This window comes from Achromobacter insuavis (assembly GCF_902859645.1).
Classification (GTDB): Bacteria; Pseudomonadota; Gammaproteobacteria; order Burkholderiales; family Burkholderiaceae_B; genus Achromobacter; species Achromobacter insuavis.
The window spans coordinates 1-18,343 of record NZ_CADIJR010000034.1; the positions used below are offsets into that span (position 1 = coordinate 1).

The window sequence follows — 18,343 nt, forward strand, 5'->3', positions numbered from 1 at the left end:
GGCCGGTGGCGCCGATCCGGTGCAGCGCCTGCAGCAGCTCAAGGACCTGCTCGACAAGGGCCTGATCACGCCGGCCGATTACGACACGGCCAAGGCGGAAGTCCTGAAGAAACTCACCAGCTGAGCGCCGAACGCCCATGCAGCAGGTCCTGTGTCCGCAGTGCGGAGCGCCCGTCAAGTTCACCTCCACGGCATCGGTCATGGCGGTCTGCGGCGCCTGCCGCAGCACGCTGCTCAAGGACGCCGACTCGGTCAGGCGCATCGGCGAGACCGCCGACGTGCTGGAAGACTATTCGCCGCTGTGCCTGGGCGCCGCCGGCCAGTTCGAAGGCAAGCGCTTCGACCTGATCGGCCGCATCCAGCTGCGCTACGAGGACGGCTTCTGGAACGAGTGGTATCTGTGGTTCGACGACGGCTCGGACGGCTGGCTGTCGGACGCCTCCGGCCAGTACGCCATCACCCGCCGTCGCAAGGCCAAGACGGTGCAGGGCCTGCCGGCCTTCGCCGACATCGCGCCCGGCGACGACATGAAGCTGGACGGCCAGCGTTTCACCGCCTCGGACGTGCGCCGCTGCCGCGCCGGGGGCGCGCAGGGCGAACTGCCATTCGTGCCGGGCGACGGCTGGGAAGCCAAGGTGGCCGACTTCCGCAGCCTGGACGCGTTCCTGACGCTGGACTTCTCCGACGGTCCCGAGCCCGAACTCTATATCGGCAAGGCCTTCGACCTGGCGGGCATGCAGGCGGCCTCGCTGCGCCCGAACGACCAGGTCGAGGAGACCGCCGGACGCTTCCGCGGCCAGATCAAGGCGCTGGACTGCCCCAGCTGCGGCGCGCCGATCAGCTTCGTCGCGGCCATGGCGACCCAGGTGGTGTGCCCCTCGTGCGCCGCCACGGTCGACTGCGCCGGCGACACCGCCGAGGTCATCGAGAAGGCGCGCAAGGTCAAGGCCATCAAGACCACGCTGGCGCTGGGCGCCACCGCCAAGATCGATGGCGCCGCCTTCACCCTGATCGGCCTGATGAAATGCGCCGACCCGGATCCCGAGGAGCCCTCGGACTGGATCGAATACCTGCTGTTCAACCCGGCCAAGGGTTTCATCTGGCTGGTGGAGACGGACGAGGGCTGGGAACGGGTGCAGGTCTGCGACACCTGGCCCAGCTACAACAACGCCACCAGCGTGCGCTGGCGTTCCAAGCTGTACCAGAAGCTGTACGACTACACCTCGCGCGTCGAGCTGGCGCTGGGCGCCTTCAACTGGCGCGTCAAGGTCGGCGACAGCACCAAGATCACCGACTTCAAGGCCGGCAACCTCAAGCTGACCCGCGAGCAGGGGCCGGCCGAACTGGGCTGGTCGGCGTCCGCGCCGGTGGCGCCGGCGCAGCTGGCGGAATGGTTCGGTAATCCCGAGCTGGCCAAGCAGAAGGCGATGGCGTCGGCGGCCTCGGGCGGCGGCTACCGCAAGTGGGCCTGGTTCGCCACCATCGCCATGGGGTTCCTCAACATGGGCAACATCTTCAGCGGCCGCATTTTGCCGCTCGTGATCGGCCTGGCCTTCCTGTGGCTGCCGGCCAGCCTCGCGGACAAGATGTCCGCAAAGGACGACTGAGGCATGGGCAAGTTCATCTACGCCATCTACGCCCTGATCGTGGTCATGGCCGCCACCGGCGCCAGCTCGCCCGGCGCCCGCTTCACCAGCGGCGGCGGCAGCGGCGGCAGCAGCAGCAGCTGGGGCGGCGGCTCGTCGGGCAGCTCGGGCTGGTCATCGGGCGGTTCGCACAAGTGACGCCGCACGCCACGCCCGGCCGCCACATCCTGGCCGATTTCCGCGGCGTGTCCGCCCGCCTGCTGGCCGACGCCCAGGCGCTCGAACGCGAGCTGGTCCTGGCCGCCGAGGCGGCGGGGGCGCGGGTGCTGGGCGCCCACTTCCACCATTTCGGAGAGGGCGCCGGCGTGACCGGGGTGGTCATGCTGAGCGAATCGCACATCAGCATCCATTCCTGGCCCGAACACCGGTTCGCCGCGCTGGACATCTTCATGTGCGGGGCCGCCCGGCCCGAACTGGCGCTCGAGCGGCTGCGGGCCGCGCTGGGGCCGGAGACCGTCCGCGTCACCACGGTCGACCGCGGCTGAACGCCGCTTTCCCTTTCGGCGTTGATCTGGCGCAAGCGGGCCGTCTGCCGCAAATTGACGGGCGTTATATACCTATATATATTTCGTTACCGAGATTGATCTTGTCCGAGGAGAGAGTCATGTTCCGCAAACACCCGATCCTGGCGGTATCGCTGGCCCTGGCCGCCGTCTGGGGCCCCAGCGCCCACGCCGGCGACCTGGTCGTGTCCGCCGCCGCCAGCCTGACCAACGCGTTCAAGGACGTGGCCCAGGCATACGAGAAGGAGCATGCCGGCACCAAGGTCATCCTGAACTTCGGCGCCTCCGACGTGCTGCTGCAGCAGATCGTCAAGGGCGCGCCCGCCGACGTGTTCGCGTCCGCCGACCAGAAGGCGATGGACAAGGCCGTCGAGGAAAAGGCCGTCAAGCCCGAATCGCGGGTGGATTTCGCCGCCAACCAGATCGTGCTTATCGTGCCGACGGACAGCAAGGCCAACATCACCGCGCTCAAGGACCTGACGCGCGACGACGTCAAGCGCATCGCCTACGGCAACCCGGCCTCGGTGCCGGTGGGCCGCTACACGCAGGGCGCGCTGCAGGCCGCCGGCCTGTGGGACGCGGTGCAGGCCAAGAGCGTGCTGGCGCAGAACGTGCGCCAGAGCCTGGACTACGTGTCGCGCGGCGAAGTGGACGCGGGCTTCGTGTTCGCCACCGACGCCGCCGTGATGCCGGACAAGGTCAAGGTCGCGGTGCGCGTGCCGTCGCAGACGCCCGTCACCTATCCGATCGCCGTGACGGCGCGCGATACCGCCGCCAAGGAAGCCAAGAGCTTCGTGGCCTACGTGATGTCGCCCGCCGGACAGGAAATCCTGTCGCGCTACGGTTTCCAGAAGCCCTGAGGCCGCGGCCGGTATTCAATCGCGGTCAGTGATGAGCGATCCAGTATGGGTGCCCCTGCTGCTTACCCTGAAAGTGGCAGGCTGGGCAACGTTGTTGGCGACCGTGGCCGGCGCCGGGGCCGCTTATGGCTTGTCCCGCTGGCGCTGGCCGGGGCGGGACCTGCTGGATGCGATCCTGACCCTGCCGCTGGTGCTGCCGCCCACGGTGCTGGGCTACTACCTGCTGGTGCTGCTGGGCCGGCGCGGCGTGCTCGGCGAAAAGCTGGCTGAAATCGGCATCGAGCTGGTGTTCACCTGGCAGGGGGCGGTCATCGCCGCGTCGGTGGTGGCCTTCCCGCTGGTCTTCAAGTCGGCCCGCGCCGCCTTCGAAAACGTCGATCCCCAATTGGAAAGCGCGGCTCGGGTATTGGGCGTGTGCGAGGCCGGGGTGTTCTTCCGCGTGACGCTGCCGCTGGCGGCGCGCGGCATCGTGGCCGGCGTGCTGCTGGCCTTTGCCCGCGCGCTGGGCGAGTTTGGCGCCACCCTGATGATCGCCGGCAACCTGCCGGGCCGCACCCAGACGCTGTCGGTCGCCATCTACGAGGCGGTGCAGGCGGGCGATGACGCCACCGCCAATTTCCTGGTGATGGTCACCTCCATCACCTGCGTTGCGGTGCTGCTGGCGGCCGGCAAGCTGGTGCCGATCCGCGGCCGGCGCAGCGGAGACGGGCAATGAGCGTCGATCTGCGCATCCGCAAGAGCATGGTGTCCGGCGACCGGCACTTCTCGCTCGACGTGGCGTTCTCATCGGCCTCCAAGCGCATCGCGCTGTTCGGGCCGTCGGGCGCCGGCAAGAGCCTGACGCTGCGCGCGGTGGCCGGCCTGTTGCGGCCCGATGCCGGCCGCATCGAGGTCAACGGCCGGGTGCTGTTCGATTCCGATGCGCGCCTGAGCGTCGCGCCGCAGGCCCGCCGAGTGGCCTACCTGTTCCAGGACTATGCCTTGTTCCCGCACCTGACGGTGGCGCAGAACATCGCCTTCGGCTCGCGCCGCGGCTGGCTCAATCCGCCTCGGCGGGCCGTGTCGGCCGACGCGCGGCGCTGGGTCGACGCGTTCGAGCTGGGCGCCATCGTGGGCAGCTATCCGCACGAGATCTCGGGCGGCCAGAAGCAGCGCGTGGCGCTGGCGCGCGCGCTGATGCTCAAGCCGGAAATCCTGCTGCTGGACGAGCCGTTCTCGGCGCTGGACTCGCAACTGCGCGGCAAGATGCGCCAGGAATTGAACACGCTGCAACGCCAGCTGGACGTGCCGATGCTGTTGATCACCCACGATCCGGCCGACGTCGAGGCGCTGGCCGACGAGGTCTTCGAAGTTCGGGACGGCAAGGTGCGCCGCCGCGACGAGGACGTGGGCGTTTGAAGGCCAGGGCGGCGTTCAGATCTTGAATGCCGCTGCCGCCCGAGGGCGTATGCCGCGCCGGGCGGGCGCCTGGCCGCGGCGGGCCACGATCAGTCGAGCACGCCCAGGATCACGCTCGAGGCCTTGAACACGGCCACCGCTTCGGCGCCTTCGCCCAGTCCAAGGTCCTGCGCGCTTTCGTTGGTGACGATGGCCACCAGCGTGGTGCCGCCTTCCAGTCCGATCAGGATCTCGCTGTTGACCGCGCCGGTGCGCACCGCCGTGATGGTGCCGGGCAGCTGGTTGCGGGCCGACAGCCGCAGGCCGGGGCCGGGCGCGCCGACGATCACCGACGAGGCCTTGACCAGCGCCAGCGCTTCCTTGCCGGGCGCCAGTTCCAGTTCCTGGGTGCTTTCGCGGGTGATGGTGGCCGTGATGACCTGGCCGCCGGCGATGCGCAGCAGGATCTCGTCGTTGACGGCCCCGGTGCGGACTTCCATCACGGTGCCCATGAGTTTGTTGCGTGCGCTGGTTTTCAACATAAATCGCCTCATCAAGTCGATGTCGCCGCTGGCATCGAGGCCGGCGCGCGTCAGGTTGTCCATGAATTTGCGGTGCTCGGACTCGAGCGCCCGGAATGTCGCGATCAGGCCGCGCGCCCGGTCGGTCAGGCGCGTGCCGCCGCCGCCCTTGCCGCCGGCCGCGCGCAGCACCAGCGGTTCGCCCGCCAGGTTGTTCATGGCGTCGATGGCGTCCCAGGCGCCCTTGTAGCTCATGCCGACCGCGCGCGCGGCGGCCGTGATCGAGCCGGTGGCGTCGATCTGCGCCAGCAGGTCTATGCGGTTCTTGCCGCCCCAGTTCTGGGCGCCGGAACGAAACCAAATCGAGCCGTCGAGTTCCAACATCGGTATCAGGTGTGGTCAGGGTCTGGAAGTAACCCCGAGTGTAATGGAGCGGATGTCGCCGGCGTTTGAGATATATCGGATGAGAATGAGATGCTGTTGAAACTTTATCCGCTTCGCGGCACTATGGACGCGCTCAAGCTGTGTTGATGCATGTAGGCACCGGGGCCGGCTCGCGGCTCCGCTTCTTGGAGATCGACATGAAAGCGCTGAAAATGCTGGCATCGGGTTCCATGGCGGCGCTGTTGGCGGCCTGCGCCTCCGGCCCCACCGTCAAGAGCGATTACGACCACCAGGCGGATTTCTCCCGCTACCGGACCTTCGGCTACATGTCGCCGCTGGGCACCGACAAGGCCGGCTACAGCACCTTGCTGACCGAGCGGCTCAAGGACGCCACCCGCGGCCAGATGGAAATGCGCGGCTATGTCTACAGCGCCGCCAACCCCGACCTGCTGGTCAATTTCAATGGCAAGCTGCAGCAAAAGACCCAGGTGACCGAGGCGCCGCCGCCGATGGGGCCGTATTACGGCTATCGCTCGGGCTTCTATGGCGGCTGGCCCGGCTACGGCTGGGGCGACACCGTCTATCAGTACACCGAGGGCACGCTCAACATTGATCTGGTCGATCCGCGCCGCAAGCAGCTGGTGTGGGAGGGCGTCGCGGTCGGCGAGGTGCGCAACCCCGAGATGGCGACCTCGGCCGAGAACGTCGACAAGGCCGTGGCGGAGATCTTCGCCAGGTATCCGTTCCGCGCCGGCGTCGCGGCGCCGCAATTGCCGGACAAGACCAAACCCTAGCTTTCGCAAGGAAACCCGCATGAGTACTCGCCGCAAGGCCGCTTCCCCCGACACCGGCGCGACGCCGGCCTATGACACCGTGGCGCTGGTGCTGCAGGGCGGCGGCGCCCTCGGCTCGTACCAGGCGGGGGTGTACCAGGGCCTGCACGAGGCCGGCATCCGCCCCAACTGGATCTCCGGCATCTCCATCGGCTCGATCAACGCGGCCATCATCGCCGGCTCCCGCGAGGACGAGCGCATCGAACGGCTGCGCGGTTTCTGGGAAAGCATCTGCCGGCCCGCGGGCTTCGCCTCGGTGCCCTGGGGCGACACGCTGGCGGGCATGTTCGAGGGCATCCCGTTCGGCTTCGGCTCGCCCGCCATGAACGGCCAGCTGTCGGCGTTCCAGGCGCTGTTCTCGGGGCAGCCGGGCTTTTTCAAGCCGCGCTTCCCGCCGCCGTACTGGGTGCACGGCAAGGGCGCGGCGTCCACCAGTTTCTACGACACCACGCCGCTGGCCGCGACCTTGCGCGAGTACGTGGATTTCGACCTGCTCAATTCCGGCGCGGTGCGCGCCAGTTTCGGCGTGGTCAACGTGCGCAGCGGCAATTTCGCCTATTTCGACAGCCTCAAGGACACCCTGCGGCCCGAGCACATCATGGCGTCCGGCGCCTTGCCGCCCGGCTTCCCGTCGGTGGAGATCGACGGCGAGCACTACTGGGATGGCGGCGTGGTGTCCAATACGCCGCTGGCGCAGGTGCTGACCAGCGAGACGATGCGCGACACGCTGGCCTTCCAGGTCGACCTGTGGCCGGCGCGCGGCGGGCTGCCGACCACGCTCGAGGAAGTGGCCGAGCGCCAGAAGGACATCCAGTACTCCAGCCGGACCCGCATGGTCACCGACCAGCTGCGGCGCGTGCTCAAGCTGCGCCATGGCCTGCAGCAGCTGCTGGAACGCCTGCCCGACAAGGAGCGCGCCGCGCCTGAACTGGCCGAGATCCGCCGCCTGGCCAAGACCCCGGCCACCAACATCATCAACCTGATCTACGAGTCCAAGCACCGCGAGCGCTTTTCCAAGGACTACGAGTTCGGCACCGAGGCCATGCGCGAGCACTGGGAGTCGGGCCTGGCCGACATCCGCCAGACGCTGGCCAAGCCGGGCATCCTGGCGCGCCCGACGCAGGACAGCTGCTTCGTGGCCCACGACATCCATCGCAATGGCAAGCACACGGCCTGAGCCGCCACGGGCCAGGCTGGGATCCGTCTGATTCCAAGGGAAACCCGCCGCACAATGGCGTCAGCAACGGTAGTCTTTCGGCAAGACTTGAAACCTTGTTCCGGGTCCGGGCCGCCGTCTTCCACGCCGCGCCCGCGCCCGCTGGAGACGCCGACATGACCACCGCTTTTCCCGAAACCTCCTTCCGTGGCCCGCAGTCCGCGCCGTCGGCCCCCGCCGGCGCCGCGCCCGCCGCCACGGCCGAACCGGCCGACGGCTCCTTTCCGGTGCGGCTCGATGGCTGGTGGAGCCTGCTGTACCACGGCTGGACCCTGCTGACGCCGCAAGGCACGCGGCTGGACCTGACCGAGGTCGAACGCGCCTGCTTCCAGTGCCTGCTGCGCAATCCGCGCAAGGAGCTGTTGCGCGAAGAACTCGCGCTGCTGCGCGAGGAATTGATGCTGCCGCGCCAGAGCACCAACCTGCGCGCCCTGAACGTGGCGATCTGCCGCCTGCGGCGCAAGGTGCGCCAGGCCGGCGGCCGCCTGCCGCTGCATACGGTGCATGGCGTGGGCTATGTATTCCTGGGCAACCTGCAAGAGGTTGCCGATGTGTGATCGTGGCAAGTGGATTTCCCCCGGATCCGTTTGTTTTTCGCCGCTCCCCATGTTGCGCGCCGTCGTGAAAATCAGTGATTTCCCCAATAACTGAGTTACATTAACGGGCTATTCACGTGTCAGTGGCGGGGCGCAGGATTTTGCTTTGATCGCAATCACGGATTGCGGTCAAATACGGCGGTCGGACACGGCCGCGCAAACCCGCGACCGTCCTTCGGCAACGGGACACGGCGGGCATCGTCGCCGTTACATTGTTGCGGTCGCTTGACGCGGTTAACTTCGCGGGGGTTTCAATGCGGTTTTCGCCTAAACGTGTCTCAGGTCTGGCTTTTTCCGGCGGCGTCCTCGCGCTGTTGTTGGCGGGTTGCGGTGAAAAGCCGCAGATGAATCCCGGCATGCCGCAGGTCAGCGTCATCACGGTGCAGCCGCAGCGCACCCCCATCGTTTCCGAACTGCCCGGCCGCGTCGACGCGGTGCGCGACGCCCAGATCCGCTCGCGGGTCACCGGCATCGTCCAGAAGATCACCTTCGAGCAGGGCGGCGACGTCAAGGAAAACCAGCTGCTGTTCAAGATCGATCCGGCGCCCTACAAGGCCGCCTACGATCAGGCCACCGCGCAGCTCAAGCAGGCGCAGGCCAACCTGTTCAGCGCCAAGCTGCTGGCCGACCGCTACGCGCCGCTGGTCAAGGCCAACGCCGTCAGCAAGCAGGAATACGACAACGCCGTGGCGGCCTACCGCCAGGCCGATGCCACCGTGGCCGCCGCCAAGGCGGCGCAGGACAACGCCTCCATCAACCTCGGCTACACCGATGTCACCTCGCCCATCACGGGCCGCATCGGCAAGCCGCTGGTGACCGAAGGCGCGCTGGTCGAGGCGACCTCGGCCACGCAGATGGCGACCGTGCAGCAGCTCGACCCGATCTACGTGGACTTCACCCAGTCCACCGCGGACCTGGCTGCGCTGCGCCGCGCCTTCGCCAGCGGCAAGCTGCAGCAGGTCGGCAAGGACGCCGCCCGCGCCACGGTGGTGCTGGAAGACGGTTCCGAATACGACAAGCCGGGCAAGCTGCTGTTCACCGGCATCACGGTCGATCCCAGCACCGGCCAGGTCAACCTGCGCGCCGAGGTGCCCAACCCCGACGGCATCCTGTTGCCCGGCATGTACGTGCGCGTGCGGCTGGAGCAGGGCGTGGACGACCAGGCCCTGGTGGTGCCGCAGCAGGCGCTGCAACGCACCGCCGACGGTTCGCAGAGCCTGATGCTGGTCAAGGACAACAAGATCGAACAGTTGCCCGTCACCACCGGCGGCGCCGTCAAGAACAGCTGGATCGTCACCAGCGGCCTGAAGGCCGGCGACGTGGTCGTGGTCGAAGGCTTCCAGAAGATCCGTCCCGGCGCCCCGGTGCAGGCCAGTCCCTGGAACAAGGACAAGGCGGGCGGGGCGCCCGCCGCGGGCGGCCAGCCGCCGGCACAGCCTGGCGCCAAGCCGGCGGATCCCGCGGCGGGCGCCCCCGCGGACCCCGCCAAGCCGGCGCAGCAGGCCCCGGCCGCCGGCCAGAAATCGTAAGCGGCTCGCAGCGCAACGCGCTGCGTTCCTCTTTGGTGAGCATCGCTTTCAGAGTCAGCCCACATGCCGCAATTTTTTATTGATCGACCAATTTTCGCCTGGGTAGTCGCCCTGTTCATCCTGCTGGCGGGGGTGCTGGCCATCCCCAACATGCCGGTATCGCAGTATCCCGACGTGGCGCCCCCGGCCATCACCATCACCGCGACCTATCCCGGCGCGTCGGCCAAGGAAGTGGCCGAATCGGTCACCAGTATCATCGAGGACAAGCTCAACGGCGCCAAGGGCCTGATCTACTACGAGTCGGTCAGCGATTCCTATGGCACCTCGACCATCACCGCCACCTTCGCGCCTGGCCGCGATCCCGACCTGGCGCAGGTGGACGTGCAGAACCGCGTGTCCAACGTGATCGCCCAGCTGCCCTCCGCGGTGCAGCAACAGGGCCTGAAGTACGAGCAGACCAGTACCGGCTTCCTGATGATCGTGACGCTGTCGTCCACCGACGGCTCGCTCGACCAGACGGCGCTGGCCGACTACATCACCCGCAACATCCAGAACCCGGTGTCGCGGGTGTCCGGCGTGGGCCAGTTCCAGCTGTTCGCGGCGCCGCGCGCCATGCGCATCTGGGTCGATCCGGCCAAGCTGGTGGGCTTCAGCCTGAGCATGGCCGAGGTCAACCAGGCCATCGCCGCGCAGAACGTGCTGGTGTCCGGCGGCAGCATCGGCGCGCCGCCCAACCCCGAATCGCAGCGCATCACCGCCACCGTGGTGGCCAACGGCCAGCTCAGCACCGTCGAGGGGTTCGGCAAGATCGTGCTGCGCGCCAACACCGATGGCTCCAAGGTGCTGCTGCGCGACGTCGCCCGCATCGAGGTCGGCGCCGACAACTACCAGTTCGGCGCCCGCCTGAACGGCAAGCCGACGGCGGCCTTCGCCATCGTGCTGTCGCCGGACGCCAACGCGCTGGCCACCGCTCAGGGCGTGCGCCAGCAGATGGATGAGCTGTCCAAGTACTTCCCGGGCAACATCACCTACGCCATCCCCTACGACACCGCGCCCTACGTCAAGGTCTCGATCGAGCAGGTGCTGCACACCCTGGCCGAAGCCATGGTGCTGGTGTTCCTGGTGATGTACCTGTTCCTGCAGAACGTGCGCTACACCCTGATCCCGGCGCTGGTGGTGCCGGTGGCCATGCTGGGCTCGTTCGCGGTGATGCTGGGGCTGGGCTTCTCCATCAACGTGCTGACCATGTTCGCCATGGTGCTGGCCATCGGTATTCTGGTGGACGACGCCATCGTGGTGGTCGAGAACGTCGAGCGGATCATGGCGACCGAAGGCTTGCCGCCCAAGGAAGCGACCAAGAAGGCCATGCCGCAGATCAGCGGCGCCATCATCGGCATCACGCTGGTGCTGGTGACGGTGTTCCTGCCGCTGGCCTTCATGAGCGGGTCGGTGGGCGTGATCTACCGCCAGTTCTCGGTGGCCATGGCCGTGTCGATCTTTTTCTCGGCGCTGCTGGCGCTGACCTTCACGCCGGCGCTGTGCGCGACCATCCTGAAGCCGGTGCCCAAGGGACACCACAACGACAAGAAGGGCTTCTTCGGCTGGTTCAACCGCAAGTTCGACGCCACCACGCACGGCTACCAGAACTGGGTTTCGCGCATCCTGCACAAGGGCGGCCGCATGATGCTGGCGTTCCTGGTGCTGGTGATCCTGCTGGGCTGGCTGTACCTGCGCCTGCCGTCGTCGTTCCTGCCGGAAGAAGACCAGGGCTACGTCATCAGCAACATCGAGCTGCCCACGGGCGCCAGCGCCAACCGCACGGTGGAGGTGATCGAGGAGGTCGAGGCCTATTTCCGCCAGATCCCCGCGGTCGAGAACATCATTACCGTGCAGGGCTTCAGCTTCAACGGCAACGGCCTGAACGCGGCCATCGCCTTCACCACGCTCAAGGACTTCAAGGACCGCAAGGGCAAGGGCGATTCCGCCGGCGCCATCGCGTTCAATGCCTTCCAGAAGCAGTTGATGGGGGTGCACGACGCCATGGTGTTCACGCTGGTGCCGCCCGCGATCTCGTCGCTCGGCAACGCCACCGGTTTCGACCTGCGCCTGCAGGATCGCGGCTCGGCCGGCACCGACGCGCTGGCCGCGGCCACGGGCCAGCTGATGGGCATGGCGATGAAGAGCCCGGTGCTGTCGCAGGTGCGCATCACCGGCCTGTCGGCCGGCGCGCAGCTGACGCTGGATATCGACCGCGACAAGGCCGCCGCGCTGGGGGTGAACTTCGACGAGGCCGCCTCGCTGATTTCCACCGCGGTCGGTTCGGCCTACCTGAGCAAGTTCCCCAACCTGGGCCGGATGCAGAACATCTGGGTGCAGGCGGATGCGCCGTACCGCATGCAGCTGTCCGACGTGCTCAAGCTCAACGCCCGCAACGCGCAGGGCGGCATGGTGCCGCTGTCGACGTTCGTCACCGCCAAGTGGTCGCAAGGCCCGGTGCAGGTGGTGCGCTACAACAGCTACGAATCCATGCGGATCGGCGGCAGCGCCGCGGCCGGCTACACGACCGGCCAGGCCATGGAGGAAATGCAGAAGCTGGTGGGCCAGCTGCCGCAGGGCTTCGGCTACGAGTGGACCGGGCTGTCCTACCAGGAGCGCCAGGCCGGCAACCAGGCCCCGATCCTGATGGGCCTGTCGCTGCTGGTGGTGTTCCTGGTGCTGGCCGCGCTGTATGAAAGCTGGGCCATCCCGATCTCGGTGATGCTGGTGGTGCCGCTGGGCATGCTGGGCGCGGTGGCGCTGGTCAGCGCGCTGGGCATGTCCAACGACGTGTACTTCCAGGTGGGCATGGTGACCGTGATCGGGCTGGCGGCCAAAAACGCCATCCTGATCGTGGAATTCGCCAAGGACCAGTACGCGCGCGGCATGGGTCTCTACGAGGCGGCGGTGGAAGCCGCGCGCCTGCGGTTCCGGCCGATCCTGATGACCTCGCTGGCCTTCATCCTGGGCGTGGTGCCGCTGGCCATGGCCACCGGCGCCGGCGCCGCCAGCCAGCGCGCGGTGGGCCTGGGCGTGTTGGGCGGCATGCTGGCCGCCACGCCGTTCGCGGTGATTTTCGTGCCGACCTTCTTCGTCGTGGTGCTGGGCCTGTTCAAGACCAAGCCGCGCCTGCTGGGCGCCGAGCTGCGCGCCTTCGAGGAAGAGCAGGCGGCCAAGAAGGCGGCCGCGGGGCAGACCCCGCCGGACGCTCCCGCACAACCCAACGGTGGCCAGGAGGGCAAGGAATGAGCGCCCTGATGTTCAAACAGACCGCCTTGTCCGCCTTCGTGGCGGTGGCGTTGGCCGGCTGCTCGCTGGCGCCCGACTACAAGCGTCCCGACGCGCCGGTCTCCGGCAACTGGCCGGACCAGCCCAAGGTGCAGTACGGCGCGTATGCCAATCCGATGACGCTGGGCACGCAGCCCGCGTCCGCGGTGGCGCCGCAGGCGGCCACGGCCGCCGCCGACCTGGGCTGGCGCGAGTTCTTCCACGATCCGCGCCTGCAGCGCCTGATCGAACTGGCGCTGGTCAACAACCGCGATCTGCGCGTGGCGGTGCAGCGCGTCGAAGAGGCGCGCGCCCAGTACGGCGTGCAGCGCGGCGCGCAGTGGCCGAGCATCGGCGCCGGCATCCAGGGCCAGCGCCAGCACCTGCCGCGCAACATGCGCCCGGGCGGTCCCGATTCGACCTCGATCAGCAGCTCGTACCAGGCCGGTCTGGGCCTGACCACGTTCGAGATCGACCTGTTCGGCCGGCTGCGCAGCCTGTCGGAAGCGGCATACCAGCAGTACCTGTCGACCGAGCAGGCGCAGAAGAGCACGCACATCACGCTGATCGGGTCGGTGGCCGAGTCGTATTTCAACCTGCGCGCGGCCGAGGTCCAGCTGGAACTGACGCAGCGCACGCTGTCCTCGCGCCAGGAATCCTACAACCTGGTCAAGCGCCGCTTCGACGGCGGCGTGGCGTCCGAGCTCGACCTGAACCAGTCCAAGTCGCTGCTGGACACGGCCTCGGCCGACCTGGCGCAACTGGCCCGCGCCCGTGCGCAGGCGATCAACGCGCTGGTGGTGCTGCTGGGCACGCCGCTGCCCGATGACCTGCCGGCGCCGGCGCCGTTCGGCCGCGACCAGCTGCTGGCGAGCGTGCCGGCCGGCCTGCCGTCCGACCTGCTGGAACGCCGTCCGGACATCCTGGCCGCCGAGAACAACCTGAAGTCGGCCAATGCCAACATCGGCGCGGCGCGCGCGGCGTTCTTCCCGACCATCTCGCTGACCGGCCTGCTGGGCGTGTCGAGCCCGTCGCTGGATACGCTGTTCAAGGGCGGGCAGGGGTACTGGAGCTTCTCGCCGTCGATCACCACGCCGCTGTTCGCGGGCGGCAGCATCCGCGAAGGCCTGAATCTCGCCAAGGCGCGCGACAATATCGCGGTGGCGCAGTATGAGCAGACCATCCAGCAGGCGTTCCGCGAAGTCTCGGACGCGCTGGCGGGCGAGGCCACCTATGGCGCGCAGCTGGACGCCCAGCGCGCGCTGCAGGATTCGTCGGCGCGCACCCTGGAACTGTCGAATCTGCGGTATACCAATGGGGTCGACAGCTACCTGCAGGTGCAGACCGCGCAAGTGGACTTTTTCAATGCCCAGCTGGCGCTGGTGCAAACCGGCCTGGCCGCGCTGATCAACCGTGTGGAACTCTACAAGGCGTTGGGCGGCGGCTGGGAAGAAACAACGAAAGTGCAATGATAGAACTTGGTGTAAACATCGATCACGTCGCGACCCTGCGGCAGCAGCGTCACACGACCTATCCCGACCCGGTGGCGGCGGCGCTGCGCGCCGAGGACGCCGGCGCCGACCTGATCACGCTGCATCTGCGCGAAGACCGCCGCCACATCCAGGACGCCGACGTCTACGCGATCCGGCCGCAGCTGCGCACGCGCATGAACCTGGAATGCGCGGTCACGCCCGAGATGCTGGAGATCGCCTGCGCGGTCAAGCCCAATGACGTCTGCCTGGTGCCGGAAAAGCGCACCGAGCTGACCACCGAGGGCGGACTGGAAGTGGCGGGCGCCATGTCGGCGGTGTCGGACGCCGTCGGCCTGCTGGCCGAGGCCGGCATCCGCGTGTCGCTCTTCATCGATCCGGACCCCGCGCAGATCGAAGCCGCCGCCCGCGCGGGCGCGCCGGTCATCGAGCTGCACACCGGCGCCTACGCCGAAGCCGAGGGCGAAGCCGCCCTGGCCGAGCTGGAGCGCATCCGCGTGGCGGTGGCCGAAGGGCTGCGCCATGGCCTGCGCGTCAACGCCGGCCATGGCCTGCACTACGGCAACGTCAAGCCGGTGGCGGCGCTGGACGGCATTTCCGAGCTCAACATCGGCCACGCCATCGTGGCGCAGGCGGTGTTCGACGGCTGGGAAAAGGCGGTGCGCGACATGAAGGCGCTGATGGTGCAGGCCCGCCTGGAAGCGCTGCGCGGCCGTTGAGCCCGGGCCCGATCCCTTCCCACGGCGCCGCAGCGATGTCCCAGCCCGAAGCCCCTCCCGCCGTCCCCGCGCCGGCCGCCATCGGCGGCATCGGCATGGACCTGCTGCGCATCGACCGCATCGAGCGCGCCCTGGCGCGCCACGGCGACCGCTTCGCCGAGAAGATCCTGGGACCCGAGGAACTGGCCAAGTTCCACGCCCGCCGCGCCCGCGACCCGGTGCGCGGCGTGCGCTTCCTGGCGACGCGCTTTGCCGCCAAGGAAGCCTTCTCCAAGGCGGTGGGGCTGGGCATGCGCATGCCCATGACCTGGCGCCGGGTGCAGACCCTGAACGCGCCCGGCGGCCGGCCGGTGCTGGTGATCGCGCCCGAACTGCTGGAATGGTACGTGCAGCGCTTCGGCGCCGCGCACGTTTCCATCACCGATGAATCCGACATGGCCGCCGCCTATGTGGTGGTCGAACGCAAGCCCTGAGCCCGCGGGCCGGCCTGCAAGACACAGACAGAAGGACACGCCGATGGCCAAGAAGAAATCCCGGGCGCTGCCGCCCGGTCCCGTGATGGTCGATGTGGCCGGCACTGTGCTGACCAAGGAAGAAAAGAAGCGCCTGCGCCACCCGCTGGTGGGCGGCGTGATCCTGTTCGCGCGCAATTTCGAGAACCGCCGCCAGCTGACCGAGCTGACCCGCCAGATCCACAAAGCGCGCAAGGAGCGCCTGCTGATCCTGGTCGACCACGAGGGCGGCCGGGTGCAGCGCTTCCGCGAGGACGGCTTCACGCCGCTGCCGGCGATGCGCGACCTGGGCGTGCTGTGGGACCGCGATCCGCTGACCGCCATGCGCCTGGCGACCGAGGCCGGCTACGTGCTGGCCGCCGAACTGCGCGCCTGCGGCGTGGACATGAGCTTCACGCCGGTGCTGGACCTGGACTACGGCGTCAGCAAGGTGATCGGCAACCGCGCCTTCCACCATGACGCGCGGGTGGTGACGATGCTGTCGCGCGCGCTGATCCAGGGCCTGGCGCTGGCCGGCATGTCGGCCTGCGGCAAGCATTTCCCGGGGCACGGTTTCGTCGGCGCGGATTCGCACCACGAGATCCCGGTCGATCCGCGCCCGCTCGAACGCATCCTGAAGGACGACGCCGCGCCCTACGCCTGGCTGGGCGACGCGGTGCTGCCGTCGGTGATGCCGGCGCACGTGATCTACCCCAAGGTCGACAAGCATCCGGCCGGCTTCTCCAGGCGCTGGGTGCAGGACATCCTGCGCACCCGCCTGGGCTACGATGGCGTGGTGTTCTCGGATGACCTGACCATGGAAGGCGCGTCCGTCGCCGGCGACATCCTGGCGCGTGCCCAGGCCGCGCTCGGCGCCGGCTGCGACATGGTGCTGGTGTGCAACCGGCCCGACCTGGCCGACGAGCTGCTGGCGCGGCTCGAGTTCGACCATGCGCCCGAGTCCGTGGCCCGCATCCGCCGGTTGATGCCGCGTTTCGACGCGCTCGACTGGGACTCCCTGCAGGCCGAAAGCCGTTACCAGAATGCCCGACGACTTCAATCTCAAATCGTTCCTGGCTGACCTGCCGCATCTTCCGGGTGTCTACCGGCACCTGGATGCGGCCGGCGAGGTCATGTATGTCGGCAAGGCGCGCGACCTGAAAAAGCGCGTCTCGTCGTATTTCCAGAAGAACCTGGCCAGCCCGCGCATCGCCCAGATGGTGGCGAAGGTGGCGCGGCTGGAGGTCACGGTGACGCGCTCCGAAGCCGAAGCGCTGATCCTGGAAAACAACCTCATCAAGAGCCTGAAGCCGCGGTACAACATCCTGTTCCGCGACGACAAGTCCTACCCGTACCTGCTGATCACCGGCCACGACTGGCCGCGCATCGCCTATTACCGCGGCGCCACCAACAAGCGCGGCCAGTATTTCGGCCCGTTCCCGAACGCCTGGGCGGTGCGCGAGACCATCCAGATCCTGCAGAAGGTGTTCCGCCTGCGGACCTGTGAGGACACCGTCTTCGCCAACCGCTCGCGGCCCTGTCTGCTGCACCAGATCGGGCGCTGCTCGGCGCCCTGTGTCGGCGCCATCGCGGCGCAGGACTACGCCTCGGACGTGCAGCGCGCGGTGCGCTTTTTGAACGGCGAGGCCAAGGACGTGATGGGCGAGATCGAGGCCCGCATGCTGGAGGCCGCCGAGGCGTTGCGCTTCGAGGAAGCCGCCGCGCTGCGCGACCAGATGGGCTCGCTGGCGCGGGTGCTGCATCAGCAGACCATGGAAAACGTCAGCGGCGAGGACACCGATATCGTCGCGGTCGCCATCGCCGGCGGCAAGGTCTGCGTCAACCTCGCCATGGTGCGGGGCGGACGCCACCTGGGCGACAAGCCGTTCTTCCCGACCCATGCCGAGGGCGAGGCCGCGCCGCAGGTGCTGGAAGCCTTCGTGGCGCAGCACTACACCGACAACGCGCTGCCGCCGGTGCTGGTCTGTTCGCACGCGCTGCCCGACGCCGGCCTGATCGACCTGCTGGTGGAGCAGGCCGGCGGCCGTCCGTCGCGCGTGCTGACCCGGCCGCAGGGCGCCCGCCGCGCCTGGCTGGAGCAGGCGGTCAAGAACGCCGAGATGGCGCTGGCCCGCGCCCTGACTGAATCCGGCGCCCGCGCCGCCCGCACCCTGGCGCTGGCCGAGACGCTGGACCTGGATACCGACGAGGCGGCGCTGGACGCGCTGCGCATCGAGTGCTTCGACATCAGCCATACCGCCGGCGAGGCCACCCAGGCCTCCTGCGTGGTGTTCGAGCACCACGACATGCAGCCGTCGCTGTACCGCCGTTACAACATTGCCGGCATCACGCCGGGCGACGACTACGCCGCCATGCGCCAGGTGCTGACGCGGCGCTTCGCCAAGGTGGCCGACGGCGAGGCCCAAATGCCCGGGCTGGTGCTGATCGACGGCGGCAAGGGCCAGGTCGAGGTGGCGCGCCAGGTGTTCGCCGAGCTGGGCCTGGACATCCAGGCGCTGGTGGGCGTGGCCAAGGGCGAAGGGCGCAAGGTCGGCCTGGAAACCCTGGTATTCGCCGACGGCCGCCCGCCGGTGGCGCTGGGCGGCGAATCGGCCGCGCTGATGCTGATCGCCCAGGTGCGCGACGAGGCCCACCGTTTCGCCATCACCGGCATGCGGGCGCGCCGCGCCAAGACCCGCAACGTGTCGCGGCTGGAGGAGATCGAAGGGGTCGGGGCGCGCCGGCGGCAGCGCCTGCTGGCCCGTTTCGGCGGTTTTTCGGGGGTGGCGTCGGCCAGTATCGAGGATCTGGCGTCGGTGGACGGGATTTCCGAGGACCTGGCCGAACGGATCTATGAGGCGCTGCGCGGATAAGG

The 18,343-nt window shown here is 68.4% G+C and carries 18 protein-coding genes; 17 read left to right on the plus strand and 1 reads right to left on the minus strand.

Annotation, left to right across the window (positions count from 1 at the left end):
* The 7 genes from H0523_RS17445 to H0523_RS17475 all read left to right on the plus strand — a co-directional run.
* Window positions 1–124 (plus strand): SHOCT domain-containing protein (locus H0523_RS17445; protein WP_180180105.1); only part of this gene is annotated, 124 nt, incomplete at its 5' end.
* Window positions 125–137: 13 nt separating this feature from the next.
* Window positions 138–1,607 carry a DUF4178 domain-containing protein gene (locus H0523_RS17450; RefSeq protein WP_054431664.1) on the plus strand — a complete coding sequence of 490 codons (1,470 nt, stop codon included), beginning with the start codon at window positions 138–140 and terminating at the stop codon, window positions 1,605–1,607.
* Window positions 1,608–1,610: 3 nt separating this feature from the next.
* Window positions 1,611–1,784 carry a hypothetical protein gene (locus H0523_RS17455; RefSeq protein ID WP_180180106.1) on the plus strand — a complete coding sequence of 58 codons (174 nt, stop codon included), beginning with the start codon at window positions 1,611–1,613 and terminating at the stop codon, window positions 1,782–1,784.
* Window positions 1,781–2,131, plus strand: a complete 351-nt coding sequence (gene speD, locus H0523_RS17460; RefSeq protein WP_054431663.1) for an adenosylmethionine decarboxylase — start codon at window positions 1,781–1,783, stop codon at window positions 2,129–2,131. The genes H0523_RS17455 and speD overlap by 4 nt, the downstream gene beginning before the upstream one ends.
* 119 nt (window positions 2,132–2,250) lie before the next feature.
* Entirely contained in the window at window positions 2,251–3,009 is a 759-nt protein-coding gene (modA, locus tag H0523_RS17465) for a molybdate ABC transporter substrate-binding protein (RefSeq protein WP_006390565.1), read from the plus strand.
* A gap of 31 nt (window positions 3,010–3,040) precedes the next feature.
* Window positions 3,041–3,724, plus strand: a complete 684-nt coding sequence (gene modB / locus H0523_RS17470; RefSeq protein ID WP_054431662.1) for a molybdate ABC transporter permease subunit — start codon at window positions 3,041–3,043, stop codon at window positions 3,722–3,724.
* On the plus strand, window positions 3,721–4,407 hold the full coding sequence (locus tag H0523_RS17475) for an ATP-binding cassette domain-containing protein (RefSeq protein ID WP_054461018.1): 687 nt from the start codon (window positions 3,721–3,723) through the stop codon (window positions 4,405–4,407). Before modB ends, H0523_RS17475 begins: the two co-directional genes overlap by 4 nt.
* 89 nt (window positions 4,408–4,496) lie before the next feature.
* Here the strand turns inward: H0523_RS17475 and H0523_RS17480 are convergent, their stop codons facing one another.
* Window positions 4,497–5,291 (minus strand): TOBE domain-containing protein, encoded by a 795-nt coding sequence (locus tag H0523_RS17480; protein ID WP_054431661.1) that lies wholly within the window; start codon window positions 5,289–5,291, stop codon window positions 4,497–4,499.
* A gap of 197 nt (window positions 5,292–5,488) precedes the next feature.
* On the opposite strand from H0523_RS17480, the gene H0523_RS17485 reads away from it, so the two are divergent.
* The 10 genes from H0523_RS17485 (at window position 5,489) to uvrC (ending at window position 18,341) form a co-directional block, all read left to right on the plus strand.
* Complete coding sequence (locus tag H0523_RS17485) at window positions 5,489–6,085, plus strand: DUF4136 domain-containing protein (RefSeq protein ID WP_082385459.1); 597 nt, start codon at window positions 5,489–5,491, stop codon at window positions 6,083–6,085.
* A 19-nt stretch (window positions 6,086–6,104) separates the two neighbouring features.
* Entirely contained in the window at window positions 6,105–7,301 is a 1,197-nt protein-coding gene (locus H0523_RS17490) for a DUF3734 domain-containing protein (protein WP_054431660.1), read from the plus strand.
* Window positions 7,302–7,456: 155 nt separating this feature from the next.
* Complete coding sequence (locus tag H0523_RS17495) at window positions 7,457–7,897, plus strand: helix-turn-helix domain-containing protein (RefSeq protein WP_054431659.1); 441 nt, start codon at window positions 7,457–7,459, stop codon at window positions 7,895–7,897.
* Between the two features lie 293 nt (window positions 7,898–8,190).
* Entirely contained in the window at window positions 8,191–9,465 is a 1,275-nt protein-coding gene (locus H0523_RS17500) for an efflux RND transporter periplasmic adaptor subunit (RefSeq protein WP_180180107.1), read from the plus strand.
* 63 nt (window positions 9,466–9,528) lie between these two features.
* Window positions 9,529–12,750, plus strand: coding sequence for an efflux RND transporter permease subunit (locus H0523_RS17505; RefSeq protein WP_054431657.1), 3,222 nt, complete (start codon window positions 9,529–9,531; stop codon window positions 12,748–12,750).
* A complete protein-coding gene (locus H0523_RS17510; RefSeq protein ID WP_054431656.1) occupies window positions 12,747–14,240 on the plus strand; it encodes an efflux transporter outer membrane subunit in 1,494 nt (497 codons plus the stop codon). The genes H0523_RS17505 and H0523_RS17510 overlap by 4 nt, the downstream gene beginning before the upstream one ends.
* Complete coding sequence (locus tag H0523_RS17515) at window positions 14,237–14,977, plus strand: pyridoxine 5'-phosphate synthase (RefSeq protein ID WP_054431655.1); 741 nt, start codon at window positions 14,237–14,239, stop codon at window positions 14,975–14,977. Before H0523_RS17510 ends, H0523_RS17515 begins: the two co-directional genes overlap by 4 nt.
* 35 nt (window positions 14,978–15,012) lie before the next feature.
* Window positions 15,013–15,450 (plus strand): holo-ACP synthase, encoded by a 438-nt coding sequence (gene acpS / locus H0523_RS17520; RefSeq protein WP_054431654.1) that lies wholly within the window; start codon window positions 15,013–15,015, stop codon window positions 15,448–15,450.
* 43 nt (window positions 15,451–15,493) lie between these two features.
* Complete coding sequence (gene nagZ, locus H0523_RS17525; RefSeq protein WP_054431653.1) at window positions 15,494–16,549, plus strand: beta-N-acetylhexosaminidase; 1,056 nt, start codon at window positions 15,494–15,496, stop codon at window positions 16,547–16,549.
* Complete coding sequence (uvrC, locus tag H0523_RS17530; RefSeq protein WP_006390552.1) at window positions 16,512–18,341, plus strand: excinuclease ABC subunit UvrC; 1,830 nt, start codon at window positions 16,512–16,514, stop codon at window positions 18,339–18,341. Before nagZ ends, uvrC begins: the two co-directional genes overlap by 38 nt.
* The last annotated feature ends 2 nt before the right edge of the window (window positions 18,342–18,343 follow it).

Bases quoted from the DNA above. Each gene is read 5' to 3' on its own strand.
- H0523_RS17450 (WP_054431664.1), top strand. From the start codon at position 138: ATGCAGCAGGTCCTGTGTCCGCAGTGCGGAGCGCCCGTCAAGTTCACC.
- H0523_RS17455 (WP_180180106.1), top strand. From the start codon at position 1,611: ATGGGCAAGTTCATCTACGCCATCTACGCCCTGATCGTGGTCATGGCC.
- modA (WP_006390565.1), top strand. From the start codon at position 2,251: ATGTTCCGCAAACACCCGATCCTGGCGGTATCGCTGGCCCTGGCCGCC.
- modB (WP_054431662.1), top strand. From the start codon at position 3,041: ATGAGCGATCCAGTATGGGTGCCCCTGCTGCTTACCCTGAAAGTGGCA.
- H0523_RS17475 (WP_054461018.1), top strand. From the start codon at position 3,721: ATGAGCGTCGATCTGCGCATCCGCAAGAGCATGGTGTCCGGCGACCGG.
- H0523_RS17480 (WP_054431661.1), bottom strand. From the start codon at position 5,291: ATGTTGGAACTCGACGGCTCGATTTGGTTTCGTTCCGGCGCCCAGAAC.
- H0523_RS17485 (WP_082385459.1), top strand. From the start codon at position 5,489: ATGAAAGCGCTGAAAATGCTGGCATCGGGTTCCATGGCGGCGCTGTTG.
- H0523_RS17490 (WP_054431660.1), top strand. From the start codon at position 6,105: ATGAGTACTCGCCGCAAGGCCGCTTCCCCCGACACCGGCGCGACGCCG.
- H0523_RS17495 (WP_054431659.1), top strand. From the start codon at position 7,457: ATGACCACCGCTTTTCCCGAAACCTCCTTCCGTGGCCCGCAGTCCGCG.
- H0523_RS17500 (WP_180180107.1), top strand. From the start codon at position 8,191: ATGCGGTTTTCGCCTAAACGTGTCTCAGGTCTGGCTTTTTCCGGCGGC.
- H0523_RS17505 (WP_054431657.1), top strand. From the start codon at position 9,529: ATGCCGCAATTTTTTATTGATCGACCAATTTTCGCCTGGGTAGTCGCC.
- H0523_RS17510 (WP_054431656.1), top strand. From the start codon at position 12,747: ATGAGCGCCCTGATGTTCAAACAGACCGCCTTGTCCGCCTTCGTGGCG.
- H0523_RS17515 (WP_054431655.1), top strand. From the start codon at position 14,237: ATGATAGAACTTGGTGTAAACATCGATCACGTCGCGACCCTGCGGCAG.
- acpS (WP_054431654.1), top strand. From the start codon at position 15,013: ATGTCCCAGCCCGAAGCCCCTCCCGCCGTCCCCGCGCCGGCCGCCATC.
- nagZ (WP_054431653.1), top strand. From the start codon at position 15,494: ATGGCCAAGAAGAAATCCCGGGCGCTGCCGCCCGGTCCCGTGATGGTC.
- uvrC (WP_006390552.1), top strand. From the start codon at position 16,512: ATGCCCGACGACTTCAATCTCAAATCGTTCCTGGCTGACCTGCCGCAT.